General features: G+C 56.6%; 22 protein-coding genes. 8 read left to right on the top strand and 14 right to left on the bottom strand.

The window, feature by feature from the left end; translation table 11 throughout:
- Positions 1-27 precede the first annotated feature (27 nt).
- The gene (locus tag BUB72_RS15605; RefSeq protein ID WP_073145662.1) at positions 28-678 is read right to left on the bottom strand and encodes a peroxiredoxin; all 651 of its coding nucleotides are present in this window, start codon (positions 676-678) and stop codon (positions 28-30) included.
- 80 nt (positions 679-758) lie between these two features.
- On the opposite strand from BUB72_RS15605, the gene BUB72_RS15600 reads away from it, so the two are divergent.
- Positions 759-2,186: an aldehyde dehydrogenase family protein gene (locus BUB72_RS15600; protein WP_073145660.1), complete on the top strand. Its 1,428-nt coding sequence runs from the start codon at positions 759-761 to the stop codon at positions 2,184-2,186.
- A gap of 16 nt (positions 2,187-2,202) precedes the next feature.
- Here the strand turns inward: BUB72_RS15600 and BUB72_RS15595 are convergent, their stop codons facing one another.
- Together BUB72_RS15595 and hppD are read right to left on the bottom strand one after the other, a co-directional pair.
- Positions 2,203-2,571, bottom strand: coding sequence for a Rieske (2Fe-2S) protein (locus tag BUB72_RS15595; RefSeq protein ID WP_073145658.1), 369 nt, complete (start codon positions 2,569-2,571; stop codon positions 2,203-2,205).
- Positions 2,572-2,579: 8 nt separating this feature from the next.
- Positions 2,580-3,689 carry a 4-hydroxyphenylpyruvate dioxygenase gene (gene hppD / locus BUB72_RS15590; RefSeq protein ID WP_073145655.1) on the bottom strand — a complete coding sequence of 370 codons (1,110 nt, stop codon included), beginning with the start codon at positions 3,687-3,689 and terminating at the stop codon, positions 2,580-2,582.
- Between the two features lie 135 nt (positions 3,690-3,824).
- On the opposite strand from hppD, the gene BUB72_RS15585 reads away from it, so the two are divergent.
- Positions 3,825-4,295 carry an Lrp/AsnC family transcriptional regulator gene (locus BUB72_RS15585; RefSeq protein WP_073145653.1) on the top strand — a complete coding sequence of 157 codons (471 nt, stop codon included), beginning with the start codon at positions 3,825-3,827 and terminating at the stop codon, positions 4,293-4,295.
- A 110-nt stretch (positions 4,296-4,405) separates the two neighbouring features.
- Positions 4,406-4,759, top strand: coding sequence for a hydroxyisourate hydrolase (uraH, locus tag BUB72_RS15580; protein ID WP_073145651.1), 354 nt, complete (start codon positions 4,406-4,408; stop codon positions 4,757-4,759).
- A gap of 22 nt (positions 4,760-4,781) precedes the next feature.
- On the opposite strand, the gene BUB72_RS15575 is transcribed toward uraH, so the two are convergent.
- The 9 genes from BUB72_RS15575 to BUB72_RS15535 all read right to left on the bottom strand — a co-directional run bounded on the left by BUB72_RS15575 (position 4,782) and on the right by BUB72_RS15535 (position 14,523).
- Positions 4,782-5,429, bottom strand: a complete 648-nt coding sequence (locus BUB72_RS15575; RefSeq protein ID WP_073145648.1) for an RluA family pseudouridine synthase — start codon at positions 5,427-5,429, stop codon at positions 4,782-4,784.
- Positions 5,419-6,330, bottom strand: a complete 912-nt coding sequence (gene rarD, locus BUB72_RS15570; RefSeq protein WP_425435181.1) for an EamA family transporter RarD — start codon at positions 6,328-6,330, stop codon at positions 5,419-5,421. Before rarD ends, BUB72_RS15575 begins: the two co-directional genes overlap by 11 nt.
- A gap of 19 nt (positions 6,331-6,349) precedes the next feature.
- A complete protein-coding gene (locus tag BUB72_RS15565) occupies positions 6,350-8,791 on the bottom strand; it encodes a GcvT family protein (protein WP_073145646.1) in 2,442 nt (813 codons plus the stop codon).
- 13 nt (positions 8,792-8,804) lie between these two features.
- Positions 8,805-11,252, bottom strand: coding sequence for a GcvT family protein (locus tag BUB72_RS15560; RefSeq protein ID WP_073145644.1), 2,448 nt, complete (start codon positions 11,250-11,252; stop codon positions 8,805-8,807).
- Positions 11,245-11,628, bottom strand: coding sequence for a GFA family protein (locus BUB72_RS15555; RefSeq protein ID WP_073145642.1), 384 nt, complete (start codon positions 11,626-11,628; stop codon positions 11,245-11,247). The genes BUB72_RS15560 and BUB72_RS15555 overlap by 8 nt, the downstream gene beginning before the upstream one ends.
- Positions 11,628-12,248, bottom strand: a complete 621-nt coding sequence (locus BUB72_RS15550; RefSeq protein ID WP_073145640.1) for a LysE family translocator — start codon at positions 12,246-12,248, stop codon at positions 11,628-11,630. The genes BUB72_RS15555 and BUB72_RS15550 overlap by 1 nt, the downstream gene beginning before the upstream one ends.
- Position 12,249: 1 nt before the next feature.
- The gene (locus tag BUB72_RS15545; protein ID WP_073145637.1) at positions 12,250-12,822 is read right to left on the bottom strand and encodes a helix-turn-helix domain-containing protein; all 573 of its coding nucleotides are present in this window, start codon (positions 12,820-12,822) and stop codon (positions 12,250-12,252) included.
- An 82-nt stretch (positions 12,823-12,904) separates the two neighbouring features.
- Positions 12,905-13,360, bottom strand: a complete 456-nt coding sequence (locus BUB72_RS15540) for a GAF domain-containing protein (RefSeq protein ID WP_139250699.1) — start codon at positions 13,358-13,360, stop codon at positions 12,905-12,907.
- A complete protein-coding gene (locus BUB72_RS15535) occupies positions 13,357-14,523 on the bottom strand; it encodes a thiolase family protein (RefSeq protein WP_073145633.1) in 1,167 nt (388 codons plus the stop codon). The genes BUB72_RS15540 and BUB72_RS15535 overlap by 4 nt, the downstream gene beginning before the upstream one ends.
- Positions 14,524-14,620: 97 nt before the next feature.
- On the opposite strand from BUB72_RS15535, the gene BUB72_RS15530 reads away from it, so the two are divergent.
- From BUB72_RS15530 to BUB72_RS15520, 3 genes are all read left to right on the top strand, one after another.
- A complete protein-coding gene (locus BUB72_RS15530) occupies positions 14,621-14,974 on the top strand; it encodes an STAS domain-containing protein (protein WP_073145630.1) in 354 nt (117 codons plus the stop codon).
- The gene (locus tag BUB72_RS15525; protein ID WP_073145628.1) at positions 14,971-15,462 is read left to right on the top strand and encodes an ATP-binding protein; all 492 of its coding nucleotides are present in this window, start codon (positions 14,971-14,973) and stop codon (positions 15,460-15,462) included. The genes BUB72_RS15530 and BUB72_RS15525 overlap by 4 nt, the downstream gene beginning before the upstream one ends.
- A 272-nt stretch (positions 15,463-15,734) precedes the next feature.
- A complete protein-coding gene (locus BUB72_RS15520) occupies positions 15,735-17,315 on the top strand; it encodes a gamma-glutamyltransferase family protein (RefSeq protein ID WP_073145626.1) in 1,581 nt (526 codons plus the stop codon).
- Here the strand turns inward: BUB72_RS15520 and hspQ are convergent.
- Entirely contained in the window at positions 17,312-17,641 is a 330-nt protein-coding gene (gene hspQ, locus BUB72_RS15515; RefSeq protein ID WP_073145624.1) for a heat shock protein HspQ, read from the bottom strand. The two genes, BUB72_RS15520 and hspQ, sit on opposite strands and share 4 nt — an antisense overlap.
- A gap of 85 nt (positions 17,642-17,726) precedes the next feature.
- Between hspQ and BUB72_RS15510 the strand changes: the two genes are divergently transcribed.
- Both BUB72_RS15510 and BUB72_RS15505 read left to right on the top strand, forming a co-directional pair.
- Complete coding sequence (locus BUB72_RS15510) at positions 17,727-18,608, top strand: AEC family transporter (RefSeq protein WP_073145622.1); 882 nt, start codon at positions 17,727-17,729, stop codon at positions 18,606-18,608.
- Positions 18,609-18,703: 95 nt separating this feature from the next.
- Entirely contained in the window at positions 18,704-19,288 is a 585-nt protein-coding gene (locus BUB72_RS15505; protein ID WP_073145619.1) for a transglycosylase SLT domain-containing protein, read from the top strand.
- Between the two features lie 5 nt (positions 19,289-19,293).
- Here BUB72_RS15505 and BUB72_RS15500 read toward each other — a convergent pair whose 3' ends face one another.
- Complete coding sequence (locus BUB72_RS15500) at positions 19,294-19,899, bottom strand: LolA family protein (RefSeq protein ID WP_073145617.1); 606 nt, start codon at positions 19,897-19,899, stop codon at positions 19,294-19,296.
- Between the last annotated feature and the right edge of the window lie 18 nt (positions 19,900-19,917).

Genomic DNA, 19,917 nt, shown 5'->3' with positions numbered 1-19,917 from the left:
TTCGCATTTTTGGTATTAACAATTGGCTTACGCGGGCGCTTTGACAGTGCGCAGATACGGCAACACCTCTGTTACTTCGCCAAATTTCGCCGCCGCGTCTTCGGCGTTAACCGAGGTCGGGACGATCACGTCCTGACCCAACTGCCAGTTGGCTGGTGTCGCGACACCCTTAGCCGCCATCTGCAGGCCGTCCAGCGCGCGTAGGATTTCAGCAAAGTTACGGCCGACTGTCATCGGATAGGTCATGGACAGCTTCAACTGCTTGTCCGGCCCCACGATAAACACCGAGCGTACGGTGGCACTGTCGGCAGGCGTACGGCCATCTGGCAGATAAGCTTCAGCGGGCAGCATGTCGAAGGCTTTCGCCATTTTCAGGTCTTCGTCGGCCACAATCGCGAACTCGGCCTTGGCTTTCGCCACCTTTTCAATGTCGCGCTTCCATTTGACGTGATCTTCAACCCCATCCACAGACACGCCCAGAACTTTCGTGCCTCGCTTGGCCCACTCGTCCGCAAGTTGGGCAACCGCACCGAATTCAGTTGTGCAAACTGGTGTGAAGTCTTTCGGGTGCGAGAAGATAACGGCCCAGTTGTCCCCGACGAAATCGTGCAGGCTGATATCGCCTTGGTCGGTCGTTACCGTGATGTTTGGAATTGTGTCGTTAATGCGCAGGCCCATGGCGGTCCCCTTCCATTTATGGTTTCTGTTCCCAATATAATACCGGCAATTGCCATACACACCCCCGAACGGAGCATCCCATGTCCAATCTCAAGAATTTCTACATTAACGGTCAATGGGTCGCACCCTCCGCGGCGAATGACTTTGATGTCATCAACCCGTCCAACGAAGAAGTCTGCGCTACGATTTCACTGGGTGGAGAAGCCGACACCAACGCAGCCGTAGCCGCCGCGCGCGCTGCTTTTGAGAGCTGGGCCTTCACGCCAAAGGCGGAGAAGCTTGCCCTGCTCCGTAAGTTGCTCGAAATCTACAAAGCACGCTCCGAGGAAATGGCTCAAGCGATGTCCATGGAAATGGGCGCCCCGATGAAGTTGTCGCGTGCGCAGCAAGTCGGTGCGGGTTCTTGGCACCTTGAAGGCTTCATCAACGCGTTCGAGACCTTTGAGTTCGATACGCCCTACACTGCCACCGAGATGACGCTGCGCGAGCCTATCGGCGTCTGTGCACTCATCACGCCGTGGAACTGGCCGATGAACCAAATTGTGCTGAAGGTTGTGCCTGCGATCGCCGCCGGCTGTACCGTGGTGCTGAAGCCGTCCGAAGTTGCACCACTGTCCGGCATTCTGTTCTCCGAATTCATGGACGAAGCGGGCTTTCCGGCCGGCGTATATAACATGGTCAATGGCGATGGGCCTGGTGTGGGTTCGCAACTGTCTGCACATCCTGATGTTGACATGGTGTCCTTCACCGGGTCCTCGCGTGCGGGTAAACTGATTTCGAAGTCAGCCGCCGACACATTGAAGCGCGTCTCGCTGGAACTTGGCGGTAAGGGTGCCAACATCATCTTTGCTGACGCCCGCGCAGATGCCGTGACAGACGGTGCCGTCCGCTGTTTCCGCAACACAGGTCAAAGCTGTAACGCCCCGACCCGTATGTTCGTTGAACGCTCTCGTTTTGACGAGGCCGTGGTCCAAGCCAAGGAGGCTGCGGAAGCCACGAAGGTTGCGCCCGCATCGGAGGATGGCGGCCATATCGGCCCGCTTGTGTCCGAGATGCAGTTCGACAAAGTGCAGGGCTTGATCGAAGTTGGGATCAAAGAGGGTGCGACGCTGCTCGCTGGGGGTCCCGGGCGTCCGGACGGGCTGAACCGTGGTTACTACGCGCGCCCGACGATCTTTACCGACGTCACGCCTGATATGACGATCTACAAAGAAGAGATCTTTGGTCCTGTCCTTTGCTTGATGCCGTTTGATAGCGAGGCTGAAGTTATCGAAATGGCGAATGACACACCCTACGGCCTGACAAACTACATCCAGACCGAGGACACCGAGAAACGCCGCCGTGTGGCACGTCGTCTGCGGTCCGGCATGGTTGAAACCAATGGCTCTGGCTTTGCCCAAGGATCCCCGTTTGGCGGATACAAGCAATCCGGCAATGGCCGCGAAGGCGGTGTGTTCGGGATCGAGGAGTTCCTTGAGGTGAAAGCTGTTTCCGGCTGGAACGACTAAGCATTTGGCTGTTGCGTTACTCGGTGGCGCAACAGCCTCCAACCACGATCATGCCGTCGCGGATTTCGAGCGGAACCGCATCAAGACCGCACTCTGCACCCTCAATGACATCGCCGGTTTCTGCCATAAAGCTGGCACCGTGCGCCGTACACATCAGTTTTGCGCCATCCGACGACAGCAGTTGGCTTCCACGATAGTCCAGCGGTAAATATTGATGCGGACACGCATTTACATATCCCTTCACGTCCGACCCGACTTTCACCAACAGGATGGGGAACTCCCCTTTCGCCGTGGTGACGGTCAAGGTCATTGCGCCCGATACGTCTGCAACTGGGCAGACAGGCGTCCCGTAGTCAGGAGCCGACGAGAAATCCGTCCAAGCCATCTGAAAGCTTAAGTTGGGTTTTCTTGCAGCACGCCGCGCTGGATTTGATCTTCTTCGATCGACTCGAACAGGGCGCGGAAGTTGCCCTCCCCGAACCCGTCATCCCCTTTGCGCTGGATGAACTCGAAGAAGATCGGCCCTATCACTGTCTTCGAAAATATCTGCAACAGGATGCGCGTCTGGCCACCACCGACGACGCCCTCGCCATCAATCAAAATGCCGCGTTTCGCCATGAGTTCGAGCGGCTCTCCATGGTCTTTGACACGCTTGCTCGACATTTCATAGTAGATTGCTGGGGGCCCCGGCATGAACTCCATTCCGGCATCGGCAACTTTGTCCGTCGACGCATAGATGTCTTCTGAAGCGACAGCAATGTGCTGAATGCCTTCACCCTTATACTGCTCCAGATACTCCGCAATTTGCGACTTATCATCGGAGGATTCGTTTATAGGTATCCGAATTTTCCCATCCGGCGACGTTAAAGCCCGCGACACGAGACCCGTTTGCTTGCCTTTGATGTCGAAGAACCTGATCTCTTTGAAATTGAAGGTCTCGGCGTAGAATTTGTACCAAGTGTCCATGTTCCCGCGGATCACGTTGTGGGTGAGGTGATCGAGGTAGTAAAAACCAAAGCCTTTCGGTTTTGGGTCTTCTTTGCCGAGCCAATCGTACTCGCCTGAATAACACGACCCTTTGTCCCCGTAGGTATCAACGAAATAGAGCAGCGAGCCGCCAATGCCGATCACGGCAGGCACATCCAACGACTTCCCATCACCGGTATATTCCGTAGCCCCCAGATCGACAGCGCGCTTTAACGCCACCTGAGCATCCACGACGCGCCACGCCATTGCAGGGGCGCACGGGCCGTGTTCAGTGACAAATTGCGCCGCCTGACTGTCTAGCTCCGCGTTCAGCAAATAGGTCACATCACCCTGCCGATAGAGCGTGATGTTCTTCGATTTGTGCTTTGCCACAGGGGTGAAACCCATCTGTCTGAAGATCACATCCAGCGCTGCAGGCTCTGGATGTGCAAATTCGACGAACTCGAACCCGTCTGTACCGGCAGGATTTTCATCGCTGATTTGCGCTTTGGGAGCGTCATGTGGGAAAGGGCCCATGCTAATATCTCTCAATTCTAGGTGTTTCCCAGACTATGCGACAACCGCCTTGCAAAGAGGTTGCAAAGACGCGTTGAAATCGATCTGATATGCACATCTTCATTCACGATTTCTCAAAAGGCGCACGAAACACGCATGGATACCTTTGATCGAGCCATTCTTGACGCATTGCAACGTGACGGGTCTTTGACCAATTCGGCGTTAGCGCAAATCGTCAATCTGTCAGCCTCACAATGCTCGCGGCGGCGGGCTTCACTGGAAGAGGTGGGGCTTATTGAGGGCTACGCGGCGCGACTAAATACGGGCAAACTGGGGTTCGGCCTTCGGGCCATGGTGCGCGTGAACTTGCGAAGTCATGGACAAAGCCGCGACGACGACTTCGCACGCTTTATCGAAAGGCAATCCGAAGTCCGCGCCGCGTTCTCGGTGTCAGGCGATGCCGACTACGTTCTGGACATTCACGTCAAAGATCTGGCGGCCTTTGCCTCGTTTATTCATGAGGTCTTGCTCCCTCACCCCCAAGTTTCCCAGGTCCGGTCTGAAATCGTCTTAAAGACCCTGAAAGACCAGATGGGTGTTGATTTGATGTCCCTGACCACCGACTAAATCGACCAACGCGTCGGTCTTCAAAAAATACGCGAAAGTGCCTTAACGCTGACGGGGTTTGCTTTCGGCCTCACCAGTTGAGACACTGATAAAAATGTTAGGAGCTTTTCATGTCCGGATACCTCACAACTCACGTCCTAGACACCGCCCGTGGCTGCCCGGCCGAGGGTATTTCAATCGACCTATACCGCATTACAGGCGAAGAGCGTGTTCACCTGAAGACGGTTGTGACCAATGATGACGGGCGGACCGATGCTCAGATCCTGCCCACCGAGGAGTTTGAGTTGGGAACCTATGAGCTGGTATTTCACGCTGGTGACTATCTAGACCGCACTGGAACGCCACCAGAGGAGCCCAGATTTCTCAATGTGATCCCGCTTCGCTTCGGCATGTCTGAAGCGCAACATTATCACGTCCCGTTACTGCTGAGCCCATTCGGCTATTCAACCTATCGCGGCAGCTAACAATCCAAGGCTTGGCTTACCGCTAAAACGGGGGCTTGGCTTTGAACTCGACCGGCTTTCCGCCTTGCGGATGGCGCAGCTTCAAGCTCTCGGCGTGAAGCATCATGCGTGGATATTCGCCTGCGTTTTCTGAATAGAACGGGTCGCCCAAAATCGGATGGCCCAACGCCTGCATATGCACCCTAAGTTGATGCGAGCGACCGGTGTGCGGATATAATCGCATTCGGGTGGTGCCATCTTTCACAGCGCCACGGCGCCATTGTGTAACGGCCTGTTTTCCCCGCTCGAAATTCACATGCTGAAGCGGCCGGTTTGGCCAATCGACAACCATTGGCAAATGGATTTCTCCTGTCTTGCCCTCAACCTCACCAGCAACAATCGCGACATAGGTCTTCTTGGTGTGGCGTCTCTCGAACTGAAGTCCCAAATGACGCTGCGCCGATTTGGTCAAAGCAAAAACCATGACGCCGGATGTGTCGCGATCAAGACGATGCACCAGCAGCGCGGTCGGAAACACTTGTTGCACACGCGCCAGTAGGCAATCCGACAAGTGCTCACCCTTGCCTGGCACCGAGAGAAGTCCGCAGGGCTTGTCGACCAGCAGTAGCTCCGCATCTTCATGGATCACGTTCAACGGGTCACTTGGAGGATTGTAGTCGCTACTTGTCACGGTTTCTCACCATCGAATACGTATACAATACCAGGGCGGCCCAGATCATCGGAAACGCAATCCCTCGCGCTGTCCCGAATGGCTCCCCGAAGACGAAAACCGCCACGAGGAAGATCATCGTCGGTGCGATATATTGAAGGATAGCAATCGTTGTCAGGCGCAGCCGCTTCGCACCATTTGCGTACAGCATCAATGGCACCGACGTCACGATACCGCAGCCAAGCAGCAACCACATATCGGTTGTGAAATGGCTGTTTCCGCTTCCACCCAAATAGGCCCAGTAGGCCAATGCGGGGATCGATAGAATAAGAACTTCCAACAGAAATCCTTGGTTTGGACCGATTGGTAGGGACTTTTTAAAGAACGCATAGAACCCCCAAGATACGGTCAGACCAAGCGCCGCAAGCGGCAGGCGTCCCGCGTCAATTGTCAAAACGACAACCGCTGCTGCCGCCAACGCGATTGCACCCCACTGCAATCGCGTCAGTCGTTCTTTTAGCAAGGCAAACCCCAGGAACACCGAGAAGATCGGGTTGATGTAATACCCAAGCGCGGCGTCCAAAGCGTGACCGGAGTTGATCGCCCAAACATAGATACCCCAATTCACCGAGATAAGCGCAGCTGTGACGCACCCCATAGCGAGCATTTTAGGCGATGTTAGAGCCTCTCTAATGTCCTTTGTGCGCCCTAATACGATCAACACCAGGCCTGCAATCGGGATGGACCAAATGACACGATGCGTCACGACTTCCGCCGCGGGAACATGCGCCAGCATCCTCATGTAAAGTGGAAGGAACCCCCATAGAAAATACGCGGACACAGCGAAGCTCAACCCGGACAGGCTGTCTTCGGACTTTGCGGGGATATCATTGAAACGGGCCATGGCTTCATTCATCACCATGGCCCATAAGTTGCAAGAGTTAGACTTTCACGCGCTCGGATTTTGGATCATAGAACGGTTTTGACGACACTTCCGCTTTGACGCGGGTGCCTGCGACATCGATCTCGTAGCTTGAGGCGAGAACATCCGCCAGCGCCTCACCGTGACAGGGGATGTAGCCCATGCCCATTGCCGCGCCTAGATGGTGACCGTAAGAGCCGGAGGTCAGGTAACTGACGATCTCTCCGTCGCGCAGAACCGGCTCTGCATGATAAAGCAGTGGTTCGGCATCGGTGAGCTTGAACTGCAAAAGTCGCATATTGAGACCCTTTTCTGCCTTGTCCAGTACAGCTTCGCGCCCGATGAAATTCGGCTTGTCCTTTTTGACTGCGAACCCCAGCCCGGCCTCCAAAACGTGGTCCTCGGAGGTAATATCGTGACTGAAATGGCGGAAGCCCTTCTCCATGCGACAGCTGTCCATCATGTGCATGCCACACAGCTTCAGGTCCATATCGCGGCCCGCCTCGTGCAGCGTTTCGAACACATGTCCGGCTTGATCAGCGCTGACATAGACCTCCCAGCCCAGCTCACCAACATAAGTGACGCGATGGACCCGCGCGAGGCCCATGCCGATCTCGATCTCTTGCGCGGTGCCGAAGGGGTTTGCGGCGTTTGAGAAATCGGCAGGTGACACCTTTTCGAGCAGCTTTCGCGCATTTGGCCCCATCACGGCCAGCACACCTTCGGCGGCTGTGACATCTGTGATCACAATGTTGAAATTCCCGGCATTCCGGCGCATCCACGTCTCGTCTGCCAGCCGTGTCGCAGCGGGGGTGACGACCAGATAGGCTGTTTCAGACAGGCGAGTAACGGTGACATCGGCCTCGATACCCGCGCGGGCGTTTAGAAATTGCGTGTAAACGATCTTGCCCACGGGGACGGAGTAGTCACCGCCGCCGACATAGTTCATGAATGCCTCGGCATCACTTCCTTCGACCCTAATCTTGCCGAAAGTGGACATATCGTACATGCCAACGTTGCTGCGCACGGCGTGGTGCTCGCGAGCGACGTTGGCGAAGAAGTTCTGCCGCTTCCACGAATATTTGTATTCGCGATCCTGCCCATCGTCCGCAAACCAGTTCGCGCGTTCCCATCCAGCTAGCTCCCCCATCACCGCACCGCGTTCCAGTAGGTGCGCATGAAACGGCGTTCGGCGGACACCCCGCGCCGTTTTCTTTTGAAGATAGGGAAAGTGGTCGGCATAGAGCAGGCCAAGCGTTTCCTTGGACCGCTCGAACAGATAGGTTTTGTTGCCTTGGAACGGCTGCATCCGGCTTATGTCGACATCGCCCAGATCGAACGGCTTTTGTCCCTCGTCCATCCACTGCGCCAACGCTGAGCCTGCGCCGCCCGCGGACTGAATCCCGATCGAGTTGAACCCGGCAGCGACCCAGAAGTTGTCCAACTCCGGCGCAAGGCCAAGGTGGTAGGCGTCATCAGGCGTGAACGACTCGGGACCGTTGAAGAACGTGTGAATTCCCGCCTCCGCCAGCATCGGTAGCCGCTCCACGGCGGCCTCCAGAATAGGCTCGAAGTGGTCGAAATCCTCGGGCAACTGGTCGAACTCGAAATCCTTGGGAATATCGAGCGTCCACGGCTTCGACACCGGCTCGAACGCACCCAGCAGCATCTTGCCTGCGTCTTCCTTGTAGTAGGCGCATTCGTCGGGAACACGCAGAACCGGCATCTGCGTCAGGCCGGGGATGGCTTCGGTGACGATGTAGAAGTGCTCGCAGGAATGAAGCGGCACGTTGACGCCCGCCATTCTGCCGATCTGATGGCCCCACATCCCGCCGCAATTAACGACATGTTCTGCCTGAATAGAGCCTGTTTGGCCATCCTTGCCTTCCCAAGTCACACCCGTAACCCGACGGCCTCCCTTGTGGATGTCTGTGACCAGATACCCCTCTTTCACCAAAGCGCCATTCTGACGCGCACCCTTGGCTAGTGCGTGCGCGATGTTGGCCGGATCGCCCTGCCCGTCCAGCGGCAGGTAGACCCCGCCAGTTACACCGTCGATATTCAGATGTTCGTAGCGCTGCTTCACCTCTTGCGGCGAAATAGGCTCTGCCTCGACGCCGAAAGACCGCGCCATAGCGGCTTGGCGGTTAATCTCCTCCAGTCGCTCGTCGGTCAGGGCAACCGTGATCGACCCACAACGCTTGAAGCCGGTCGCAACGCCCGTCTCGGCCTCCAGATCGCCGTAAAGCTCCTGACTGTATTTCGCCAGTTTCGTCATGTTCTTGGTCGCGCGCAGCTGCGCGATAAGGCCAGCCGCGTGCCATGTGGTGCCGGACGTCAGTTGCTTGCGCTCCAAAAGCACCACATCTTTCCAGCCCAGCTTGGCGAGGTGATACGCGACGGAGCAACCAATAACGCCGCCACCGATGATAACGACGCGAGCATGTGTGGGAAGGGTCATTTCAGCTATCCTCTCACGCGCGGATGCGCTTGTTTTCAGGATCCCAAAGAGGCTGATCCTCCTGCACCCTGGCGGGCCGCCGCTCACCGAAGATTTCGACCTCCAACTCCGTGCCGGGCCGCGCCAGATCGGCTCTGATCATGCCTAATGCGATGGATTTGTTGATCCGGTAGCCCCAATCGCCCGACGTGGTTTCCCCCACCACTTCGTCGCCGTGCCAGATCGTCGACATGTAGGGCGCGTCGGCGTCACCTGCGTCCACTATCAGTGTCACAAACGCCTTTTTAGAGCCTTTCTGCTTCTCCGACAGTAACGCCGCCTTGCCGGGGAAGTCCTGCGGTTTGTCAAAGCGGATGAAGCGGTCCAACCCGCCTTCCAGCAACGTGTAATCGGTGGACAAATCGCCCTTCCACGCGCGATAGCCTTTTTCCATGCGCATGGAATTCAGCGCGAACATCCCGAAAGGTTTTGCACCCGCGCCAAGCACTGCGTCGTAAAGCGTTGGCATGGTGGCGTTGTCGGCGTGGATTTCCCACCCAAGTTCCCCCGCAAACGAGACCCGCGCCAAGGCGCAGTCCTGCCCCGCGACCTTGGCCGCTTGAATGGTCAACCACGGGGCAGACAAGTCGGCCTCGGTGCCCAGCGCCTCGAACAACTCCCGCGATTTGGGGCCGGTCACGATCAGGGTCGAGTACTCGGTGCTGTGGTCAGTCAAGGTCAAGCCATCCGGCAGGTCAAGCGCCAGCAAGTCGCGGTCGTGCCACTGGGCGCTTGCCGCGGTGATCAAGGTAAAGAAATCCTCGTCGTGCCGCAGGATCGACATCTCGGTAAGAATACGACCGCGACTGTCAGGAAAATAGGCGAGGTTCATTCGGCCGATCTTAGGCAAAGCCCCGGCGATCTTGCCGCGCAGGTGTTCCGCAGCACCCTCGCCCGACAGGTTGAACCGCGAAAACCCTGGCAGATCCAGAACCCCGACACCGTCGCGGACCGCTTCGACCTCCTCTTTCACGCGAGCTACCCACGAGCCGTTGCGGTCCCATGTTTGGGTGCTCTCCTCGGAGGTATCGTCGCCCGGTTTTGCAAACCAGTTTGCGCGCTCCCAACCGTTATAGGCCCCCATCACAGCGCCCAATTCCCGCAGTTTAGGGTCTACTGTCGACAGTTTCTTGTCGCGTCCCGCGGGCCAGGTGTGGTGCGGAAAGTGCATGGCGTATTCGTGGCCATAGGTTTCCACCGCCTTGGCGTGGCAATAGTCCTGATCGGTGTAATCGGTGTAGCGGCGCGGGTCGACTGCCCACATATCCCATTCGGTTTCGCCATGGATGATCCACTCCGCAGCAACTTTGCCGGCCCCACCGCCTTGGGTAATGCCGAAGGTGAACACACAGGCTTCATAAGCGTTCTTGACGCCCGGCATGGGACCAACGAGAGGCAATCCATCTGGGGCATAGGGGATCGGGCCATTGATAACACGGTTAACGCCTTGCGAGCCAAGCAGCGGCACCCGCGCCATCGCGTCCTCGATATACCATTCCAGACGCTCCAGATCGTCGGGGTAAAGCTGGAAGCTGAAATCCTCCGGCATAGGGTCTTCCGGCGTGACCCAATGCGCCTTACAATTGCGCTCGTAAGGGCCAAGATTCAGGCCGTTCTTGTCCTGACGCAAGTAGTAGGAACTGTCGACGTCGCGCAGCAGCGGCACCTTGCGGCCGTTCTCGGCGGTCCAGGCGGCGATTTCGGGGATCTCGTCGGTCAGGAAGTACTGGTGGGACATGGTCACCATCGGCACGGTGCGCCCGCCATAGGGCTTGAACCACTCCCCCACGCGCTGCGCATAGTAACCCGCCGTGTTCACCACCTTCTCGCAGCGGATGTCGCCCTTGTCGGTGTGGACGATCCATTCGTCCCCGTCCTTCGATACACCCGTCGCGGGGCAAAACCGCTCGATCCGCGCGCCCATTTGGCGTGCGCCCTTCGCAAGCGCCTGTGTCAGCTGCGCAGGGTCGATATCGCCGTCATCAGGGTCCCAAAGGCCGCCTGCCAGATCGTGGGTTTCAATGAACGGATAGCGGTCCTTGATGTCGTTCAGGTCCATCATTTCGAGATCGAGACCCTGATAGCGCCCCATGCCCCGCGCGCGCTCGAATTCCTGCATCCGCTCGCGCGTGTGACCCAGCCGAACAGACCCTGTTACGTGGTAATTCATCGGATAATCGACCTCGTCCGCCAGCCCCTTGTAGAGCGACAGCGAGTAGCGCTGCATGTTCATGATTGCCCAAGACGTGCTGAACGACGGGCAGTTGCCCGCCGCGTGCCATGTTGACCCGGCCGTCAGCTCGTTCTTTTCCAGCAACACGCAATCGGTCCAACCTTCCTTGGCAAGGTGGTATAGGGTCGATGTGCCGACCACACCGCCGCCGATGATGACCACGCGGGCTGTTGTTGGGAAATCACTCATCTTCTTGCTCCTCTTGCCGGACGTTATCCGTGATCTCGTAGTAGTCACCCTTGTCGGAGGTGAATATGTGCCGGTTCAGGGTCAGTCCCGTCGGGCCGTCCATCGCGCCCAGGGACACGCCCGTGTCGGTATCGGCGTCGGATTTCCAGAACAGGAACGCGCCGCAGGTCGGGCAGAATCCGCGTCGGGCAGAAGGGCTGGATTGATACCATTTCACCTCTCCTTCGATGCGCAGTTGGTCATCGTCGATCTGCACCGCAGCCCAATAATGCCCCGATTGCTTGCGGCATTGAGAACAGTGGCACGCGGCAGGATCGCGGGCCGCCCCGTCGGCCTCGAAACGCACAGATCCGCAGTTACAACTTCCCCTCAGCATCACGCCCTCCCCGGTGTGGACGCGCTGCCAAGCAGCACGCCGTAGACGATGAAACACAGCGCCATGACGCGGCGCACCCAGACGTTCAGAACCGCGCCGATCGCCGCCCGGCCAAGGCCCGCGCCGATAGCAGTGAAGCCCGTGTAGCTGAGCGTCGTGATGACCAGCGCAGTGGGCATGATGACCCACATCTGCGACCAGACCGGAATGTCGGGCTGCACGAACTGGGTGAAGGCGGCGAAGTAGCCCGCGACCGACTTGATGTTGATCGTCGCGATCAGGAACGCCCGCCCGTAGATCGAGTGCGCACTGACGTGGCGCGGCTTGACCGGCTTGGCGGCGTTGAGCCAGCCGCGCACCCCAAGAAACACCAGAAACGCGGCGCCGATGAGCTTGCCCCAGAAGAACGCCTCCGGCGCTTGGGCCAGTAGCGCCGTGACGCCAGCCGCCGAAAGCAGCAGGAACAGGGTCGCTTGCGTCAGGATGCCCAGCACGCCCCATAAGGCCCGCCGGAACCCGTGGGTCATGCCGTTCTGGATGCAGTTCACCGCGTTCGGGCCGGGTGTGGTCACGAAAACCACCCAGAACAGCGCGAATATGATCCATCCCTCCCAAGACATCTCAATACACCGGCGGGGCGATGACCCAGATCACCACAGCGGGTTTCGGGTAGGGGTTCATCCAGCGGAACGGTTCGCCGCGAATGCGAAAACTGTCGCCGGCATTCAAGGTAAACGTCTGCCCCGCGATCCACAGGTCCAGCCTGCCGGAAACGACATAGCCCACTTCTTGCGTAGGGCGGGTGACAGGGTCGGCGATTTCGCTGGACGGCTCGAAGGTGGAGTGGACCACCTCGAAATCATCGGTCAAATCGGGGGAAAGAAGCTCTTCGGTAAGACCAGCTTCATGCGAGCCGATAGGGCGGCGGGACGCAGCCCTGACGATGAACCCCTGCTCTTCAGCGGCTGATGCAGCTTGGCGAAACAAGCTTGACACCGATACGTTCAATGCTTTCGCCATATGGCGCAGGTCGGTGATGGATGGCTCGGATAGGTCACGCTCCACCTGACTAAGCCACCCGACCGAGCGGCCCAGTGTTTCTGACAAGTCAGCCAGCTTCAAACCACGTGCTTTGCGCAACGCTCTCAGGTCTGCGCCCAAAGTCATTGTCTTGCTGGGTTGGGCGTGTTTCATCCGACTTTCGTGAAATTTTGATCCATTTTTTCACCAAAGTACATATCGCATGAGTCGTGCAAGACAAATTTGACCGCCACAATCAAATTTGACCAAAAACATCCTCGAGAATATGGGCAAGGTGATCCACATCTTCTTGGGTAAAGGCATCTGGCAGATCGCTATCAATGTCGAAAACTGCGATCAGCTGACCCGACTTGTTCCATACCGGTAGCACCAGTTCGGATCGGGTAGACGATGCGCAGGCAATGTGACCCGGGAAAGCGTCGACATCGGGTACCAACTGGGTTTTCTCCAAGCGGGCCGCCGCGCCGCACACTCCGCGCGCGAAGGGAATGACAAGGCAGCCGTGACCACCTTGGTACGGGCCAATCTTCAGCAATTCAGGCGCGACCACGCGATAAAATCCTGTCCAATGGAAACGCGCATCGGCGTGATGCACCTCACAGGCAACAGTCGCCATCAGCGACACCACGTCGTCTTCGCCATCTACTAACGCTGCGACCGTTTTGCGCAGCGTATTATAGTCCACCATCAAACCCGCTCGATCGCGATAGCGGTACCCTCGCCTCCACCAATGCAAATCGCCGCCACACCACGTTTGAGCCCGCGGGTTTCCAGCGCATTGAGCAAAGTCACGATGATACGTGCACCAGATGCACCAATCGGGTGGCCCAATGCACAGGCACCCCCATTGACGTTTACAATGTCGCGCTCCAACCCCATCTCGTGCATGAATGCCATCGGGACCACTGCGAAGGCTTCATTCACCTCCCAGAGGTCGACATCCGAGACATTCCAGCCGATGCGATCCAGCAGCTTGCGGGCGGCCGGCACGGGCGCGGTTGTAAACAGGCCCGGTGCCTGCGCGTGGTTTGCATGCCCAACCAAGCGTGCCCGTGGCGTTAATCCCTGCGCTTTCATGCCCGCTTCGGAAGCCATAACGAGCGCGGCCGCGCCGTCGGAGATGGACGACGAGTTGGCTGCCGTAACCGTGCCGCCATCACGGAAGGCGGGTTTGAGTTGCGGGATTTTTTCAGGACGCGCATTGGCAGGCTGCTCATCCTCCGACACGGTGAACGGCTTGCGGCCTTGAACCTCCACCGCGGCAATTTCTGCTGCGAAGGACTTGCTCTTCTGCGCAGCAAGAGCGTTGGAAAGGGAACGCAACGCATATTCGTCCTGCGCCTCGCGGGTGAATTGAAACGCCTCCGCACAATCCTCGGCAAAGGTGCCCATCAGACGGCCCTTGTCATAAGCATCCTCCAACCCGTCGAGGAACATCGAATCCTGAACGGTTTGATGACCAATCCGAGCTCCGCCTCGCATTTTGGGCAGGAGATAGGGCGCGTTTGTCATGCTCTCCATCCCGCCAGCAACCATTGTGTGAGTGTGACCAAGCGCAAGTTGGTCAAATGCCATCATCGCGGCCTGCATCCCAGAGCCGCACATCTTATTCAGTGTCGTTGCCGGAACCTCCTCGCCGAGTCCGGCCGCGAATCCCGCCTGACGTGCGGGTGCTTGACCCTGACCCGCGGGCAGCACGCATCCCATCAACAACTCATCAACAGTGGTCAGGCCTGACTGTGCAAGCGCCGCCTTGATGGCAACTCCGCCAAGTTGGGGAGCATCGACACCACTCAGGGCGCCTTGAAAACCGCCCATCGGGGTTCGGCTTGCACCAATGATATATACGGACATTTTGAAACACCTTTGCTGATAGCCATGATCGAATGCATACCGAATGGTAACCTTTGGCGTCTAGTCCAAGAACCTGAAAAGATCAGGAGCACGGACCATGATGCAAACGACAACACACCAAGACGGCATTCTTGTTCTGACGCTGTCAGCGACACGTATTGATGCAGCCAGCGCGATCCACTTCAAAGATGACTTCAGAAATGCGACCGCCGCACCAGCGAAGCGTGTCATCATGGATCTTGCTACCGTCACCTTTATGGACAGCAGCGGCCTGGGGGCGATGGTCGCTGCATTGAAGTCTTTAGAGGGGCGTAAGTTGGAATTGTGTAATCTGACCGCGGCAGTCGAAAAAGTATTCCGGCTTACCCGTATGGATAAGGTTTTTCCAGTGCACACCAGTATGAAGGAAGCCCTCGCTTATAGAAGCCCGAAGGGTATGGACGCCGCATGAGCAGCTTGGCCCGTTTGCCACTCTCTTTTGGAGCTCCCCGCCTTCACTACGAAGAAACAATCAACGCTGATCCAATCTCGGTCCGTGATACGATTGTGGAAATTATGAAGCGTTTGCAGCACGAATTTCCGGCGCAATCGGAGGGGATTATCAGTACCGAAATTGTTTTGGCGGAAGTGCTAAACAACATCGCGGAACATGGCTACAACCAGTCCAATCTGGGAGACATCATCGTCTCGGTCCTTTGCACAGACGACATGATCTCGGTCGAGACGCGGGATCATGGATTGCCAATGCCCGGCCTAAACCCACCTGAAGCAGAGCTAGAAGATTTACCAGTGAGTGTCGATGATCTTCCCGAAGGTGGATTCGGATGGTTCTTTATCCGCAGTCTTTCATCCCACATGGAATATCGCCGCGCTGCTTCACAGAATATTTTCTGTGTACAGATCCCAACTGTTTCCGAACTGGCAACTCAGAAGCCCTGACAGATCGCACTTAGTCAAAAGGCTGAACAGTTCACATTTTTGCCATGTTATTCACTCGCAATGGTCTAATTTTTCCCGTCGAGACGCCACACTCCAATGCGAAAAATTTGGTGTAGCTGCAGAGCTTCACTCGGCGTCGTGTTTATCAGCCCCCACCCAGATGCGCGACGCCGAGGACCATTCTTGCGGCCGTTTTCCCGATCTTTCCATCTTCCATAGACATTCCCATTTTGACGCCTATCCTCTCGTTTAACCACAGGGGAGCCAATTTCATGCGCGACTTTCATCAACCCGGACGCTCTACGGTCTTTGCGACAAATGGCATGTGCGCCACATCCCATCCATTGGCCGCTAAAGTTGCTGTGCAAATGCTCGAGGCTGGTGGAAACGCGGTCGATGCGGCCATCGCCGGGGCGGTACTGTTAGGGTTATGCGAGCCCCAGATGACCGGCATCGGCGGCGATTGCTTCGTATTGCTCAGCAAGCCCGGAGAGCCTGATATTATCGCATTGAACGGATCGGGACGCGCGCCGAAAGGGCTGTCTGCTTCTGAAATGCGCAAGAAAAAGCTCAAAAATGTTCCTGTGGACACTGTTGACGCGATCACCCTGCCCGGTGCGATCGACGCTTTTTGCCGCCTTAGCAAGGATCACGGAAAACTTGGTCTCAAGGCAATTCTCGCGCCATCCATCTACTATGCCGAGGCCGGTGTGCCGGTGGCCCCACGCACCAGTTTCGATTGGGCGCAGGCAGAAGGCACGCCAAAAGGGGCGGCAGCAGAATATTACCTACTGGAAGGCAAGGCTCCGAAACCTGGTCAGTTGTTCCGCTCACCACAGCAAGCAGAAGTTCTAAGACTCGTTGCCGAGCGTGGGCGCGCCGGCTTTTACGAGGGTGAAGTGGCGGAAGATATGGTGGCATCGCTGCAATCCGCGGGCGGCACCCACACTCTTGACGATTTCGCCGAAACTTCGTGTGACTACACGGCTCCGGTTTCCGGTTTCTACAAAGGCACAGAGTTGGTCGAGCATCCGCCAAACGGGCAAGGTGCAACTGCGATTTTGATGAACAACATACTCGGCCATTTTGACTTGGCGTCGATGGACCCGCTCGGTTCAGCGCGCGCCCATATTGAGATCGAGACCTCAAAACTCGCCTACGACGCGCGCAACAGGTTCTTGGCAGATCCGGATTTTACCACCCGCATTGATCATATGCTCGCACCGGAAACAGCCGCAGGTTTGGCAGCGCTCATTGCCCCCCAAAAAGCCATGACCTCGCCGAGCGAACTGTCCGAGCAGGTACACAAGGATACGGTTTACATCACAGTCGTGGACAAGGATTTGATGTCCGTGTCGCTGATCTATTCAATCTTTCACAGCTTTGGCTCTGGTATTGCCTCCGACAAATTCGGAGTCTTGTTCCAAAATCGAGGCTGCGGGTTTTCGCTTGAGGAAGGTCATCCGAATGAAGCTGCTGGCGGCAAAAGACCGATGCACACGATCATCCCGGGCTTGCTGCGTCAGAACGGCGAAACCGTCATGCCATTTGGCGTGATGGGTGGTGCTTACCAACCCTGTGGACACGCGCGCTTTGTGACCAACCTTGTGGACTTCGATATGCATCCGCAGGCAGCGATCGACGCCCCTCGGTGCTTTTCCGATGAAGGTGAGTTGAGGGTAGAACGAGGGTACTCGGACGCCGCGAGGCAGGAGCTGAGCGAACTAGGCCATAACGTCACGGTACCAAATGGCCCGATTGGCGGCGCACAAGCAATTTTCATCGACAGGGTAAAAGGTGTTCTTCACGGGGCATCCGACCCGCGGAAAGACGGTTGCGCGTTGGGGTACTAGTTGAAGTCGAACTGCAGCGGGTACTTTCCACGCCCGTCATAGTCACCAAACATGGCGCTTAGATCGGGGTGGTCGACAGGCTCTCCGGTCAAATCTGCTGCGAGGTTTTGCTCAGACACATATGCCACGTAGTAGCTTTCATCGTTCTCGGCGAGCAGATGGTAAAAGGGCTGGTCACGGTTTGGCCGGCTTTCAGCGGGAATGTTATCATACCATTCTTCAGTATTCGAAAACTCGGCATCAACGTCAAAAATCACCCCTCGGAAGGGATGTTTCTTATGGCGCACAATTTGGCCCAGTGTGAATTTAGCCTGAGTTTTCAGCATAACATTGCAACCCTTACCCCTCCTAGATAGACCCTCAGCGGGTGATTTGTCCATAAATGGGCACCGTTTTTCAAGGAAACAGTCTGTGAACCTAATTTTAACAGTTTTAGAGATTGTCGCACCGGTGTTCATCCTCGCAGCCATCGGCTTCGCATGGGTAAAGCTAGGTTTCGACTACAGAATCGAGTTCGTGACGCGGCTGGCGATGACCCTTTCAGTCCCGTGCCTCATCTTTTCTGCACTCATGCGGACCGAGATTGCTCCTGATGCACTGACCAAAGTTTCTCTAGCGGCGGTTACTGCCTATGCTATTGTAACAGCTGGATGTTTTTTGCTGGTTAAACTTGGGCGGATGGATGTCCGTACCTATTTGGCACCTTTGATCTTCGGAAATACTGGGAATCTAGGCCTACCTCTCGCTTTGTTCGCGTTCGGCGATGAAGGGCTTGGTTATGCGGTGGTGATCTTCGCGATTATGGCGATTTACTCATTCACTTTCGGTGTGTGGCTCGTATCGGGAGGCGGGTCGGTCAGCAAAGTAATTAAGGAACCATTGGTCGGAGCCACGCTCCTAGGTGCCCTATTTTTGGTCATGGATTGGGAAACACCCCGCTTCTTGACGAATTCCATCGATCTCATCGGGCAGATGGCGATTCCCATGATGCTGATCACGCTCGGGGTTGCTGTCGCCCGTCTAAAGCCACAAGGGGTGGGCAAAGCCATCGTCGCATCGCTCCTGAAAGCCTGCATTTGCATCGCAGCCGCTTTGGCTGCCGGACTGTGGTTTGGGTTATCTCAAATCCCATTGGCCGTACTGATTCTTCAGGTCTCGACGCCGGTGGCTGTGACCTCCTATTTGCTGTCGGTCAAATACGAGGCCGACAGCGACGCTGTCGCCGGCCTTGTGGTGGTCTCCACGCTGCTATCTGTTGCTTATATCCCGCTCACATTAACGTTTTTGGTTTAGACAACGTGATTGCGCAGTTTGCCTAGGCCAGATTTTGCGCTAAGATTCCGAAAAGCCAAAGAGGCATAAAGCCCAAATCAAGGCGAGCAGGTACCATGAAAAAGATATTCACCGCGTTAGCGTTTGTTCTTCTTGTGTCGGCATGTGGCGGCGGCGGGGGAAGCTCACCGAACAACCTCGACAACGCATGCTCCATTGTTTCCCAGCGCGCTAGTTGGTTGAAAGACATGAAAGCCGTGGAACGCAAATGGGGCGTTCCGGTTCATGTGCAAATGGCAACCATCCATCAAGAAAGCAAGTTCGTGAGCGACGCGCGTACGCCGTTCCGATACGCGATTGGTGTAATCCCGATGGGGCGGCAAAGCTCGGCTTATGGCTTTAGTCAGGCCCTTGATGCGACTTGGAAAGAGTACCAAGTGGACCAGCGGCGCCAGAGTGCCAAGCGTGACAAATTCCGCGATGCCGTGGATTTCATGGGATGGTATATGGACGGCAGTTCCGAGCGTCTGGGTATTTCTAAATACGACGCGCGCAACCAATATCTGGCCTATCACGAGGGTCGTACAGGCTTCGCCCGTGGATCGTATAATCGTAAATCATGGTTGCTACGGGTCTCTCAGGCGGTCGCTGACCGCTCTGAGATGTACCGCTACCAGCTGATCAGCTGCGGCAAGGCGTAGGGGGCCTAGTTTAGCCCCCTCGCCTGAATTTCTTGAGGAATGTTGAAGGGGCGCGCGCCGATTTTGACACCTTTCTTCAGCTCACCAAGAATGACAGTGGTCTGGCCACCTGCATCGTTGGTGATAACCCATTGGCGAAGTTCAACCGGATTAGACGTGAATTTCAGCTGAATATTGCCGTATTCTGGATGCTGTGGGTCCTGCACCTTTACGACAGTCGCCGTGCCATCGTCGCGATGGCCAACAACCATGTTTGAGCGGCTGAAATCGACGTTCCGTGCCAAAATCAAGTTCAGCGGTGTGCGCTTCAAGGGGAACTGCTCTGGCGGGACGTTTGATTTCGGATCGAAAACCGCAACTTGACTACCGCCAGCAATGACAAGGCTGTCATCGGGCGGGGCGTAATCAAATCGAACGCGCCCAGGCCGTTTGATCAGGATTTCCCCGGTCGTCACCGACCCGTCCTCATTGATCTGCGTAAAGTCACCCTTCGCAGTCTGGAAACTGTTGAGATAGTTGGAGATTTGCGAAAGCGAAATCTTCTCAGCCATAGCTGGCACCGCCAAAGCAAGCGACAGGACAGGGGCAAGGATCAGTTGTTTTATCATCATGACCTCAAGATAAGCAAA

Source organism: Litoreibacter ascidiaceicola (genome assembly GCF_900129235.1).
Classification (GTDB): domain Bacteria; phylum Pseudomonadota; class Alphaproteobacteria; order Rhodobacterales; family Rhodobacteraceae; genus Litoreibacter; species Litoreibacter ascidiaceicola.
Note: the sequence above shows the minus strand (reverse complement) of the source record. Positions and strands in the feature narration are given on the sequence as shown.

Excerpts from the sequence above, each read along its gene's own strand:
- BUB72_RS15605 (WP_073145662.1), bottom strand. The coding sequence starts at position 678 with ATGGGCCTGCGCATTAACGACACAATTCCAAACATCACGGTAACGACC.
- BUB72_RS15600 (WP_073145660.1), top strand. The coding sequence starts at position 759 with ATGTCCAATCTCAAGAATTTCTACATTAACGGTCAATGGGTCGCACCC.
- BUB72_RS15595 (WP_073145658.1), bottom strand. The coding sequence starts at position 2,571 with ATGGCTTGGACGGATTTCTCGTCGGCTCCTGACTACGGGACGCCTGTC.
- hppD (WP_073145655.1), bottom strand. The coding sequence starts at position 3,689 with ATGGGCCCTTTCCCACATGACGCTCCCAAAGCGCAAATCAGCGATGAA.
- BUB72_RS15585 (WP_073145653.1), top strand. The coding sequence starts at position 3,825 with ATGGATACCTTTGATCGAGCCATTCTTGACGCATTGCAACGTGACGGG.
- uraH (WP_073145651.1), top strand. The coding sequence starts at position 4,406 with ATGTCCGGATACCTCACAACTCACGTCCTAGACACCGCCCGTGGCTGC.
- rarD (WP_425435181.1), bottom strand. The coding sequence starts at position 6,330 with ATGGTGATGAATGAAGCCATGGCCCGTTTCAATGATATCCCCGCAAAG.
- BUB72_RS15565 (WP_073145646.1), bottom strand. The coding sequence starts at position 8,791 with ATGACCCTTCCCACACATGCTCGCGTCGTTATCATCGGTGGCGGCGTT.
- BUB72_RS15560 (WP_073145644.1), bottom strand. The coding sequence starts at position 11,252 with ATGAGTGATTTCCCAACAACAGCCCGCGTGGTCATCATCGGCGGCGGT.
- BUB72_RS15555 (WP_073145642.1), bottom strand. The coding sequence starts at position 11,628 with ATGCTGAGGGGAAGTTGTAACTGCGGATCTGTGCGTTTCGAGGCCGAC.
- BUB72_RS15550 (WP_073145640.1), bottom strand. The coding sequence starts at position 12,248 with ATGTCTTGGGAGGGATGGATCATATTCGCGCTGTTCTGGGTGGTTTTC.
- BUB72_RS15545 (WP_073145637.1), bottom strand. The coding sequence starts at position 12,822 with ATGAAACACGCCCAACCCAGCAAGACAATGACTTTGGGCGCAGACCTG.
- BUB72_RS15535 (WP_073145633.1), bottom strand. The coding sequence starts at position 14,523 with ATGTCCGTATATATCATTGGTGCAAGCCGAACCCCGATGGGCGGTTTT.
- BUB72_RS15530 (WP_073145630.1), top strand. The coding sequence starts at position 14,621 with ATGATGCAAACGACAACACACCAAGACGGCATTCTTGTTCTGACGCTG.
- BUB72_RS15525 (WP_073145628.1), top strand. The coding sequence starts at position 14,971 with ATGAGCAGCTTGGCCCGTTTGCCACTCTCTTTTGGAGCTCCCCGCCTT.
- BUB72_RS15520 (WP_073145626.1), top strand. The coding sequence starts at position 15,735 with ATGCGCGACTTTCATCAACCCGGACGCTCTACGGTCTTTGCGACAAAT.
- hspQ (WP_073145624.1), bottom strand. The coding sequence starts at position 17,641 with ATGCTGAAAACTCAGGCTAAATTCACACTGGGCCAAATTGTGCGCCAT.
- BUB72_RS15505 (WP_073145619.1), top strand. The coding sequence starts at position 18,704 with ATGAAAAAGATATTCACCGCGTTAGCGTTTGTTCTTCTTGTGTCGGCA.
- BUB72_RS15500 (WP_073145617.1), bottom strand. The coding sequence starts at position 19,899 with ATGATGATAAAACAACTGATCCTTGCCCCTGTCCTGTCGCTTGCTTTG.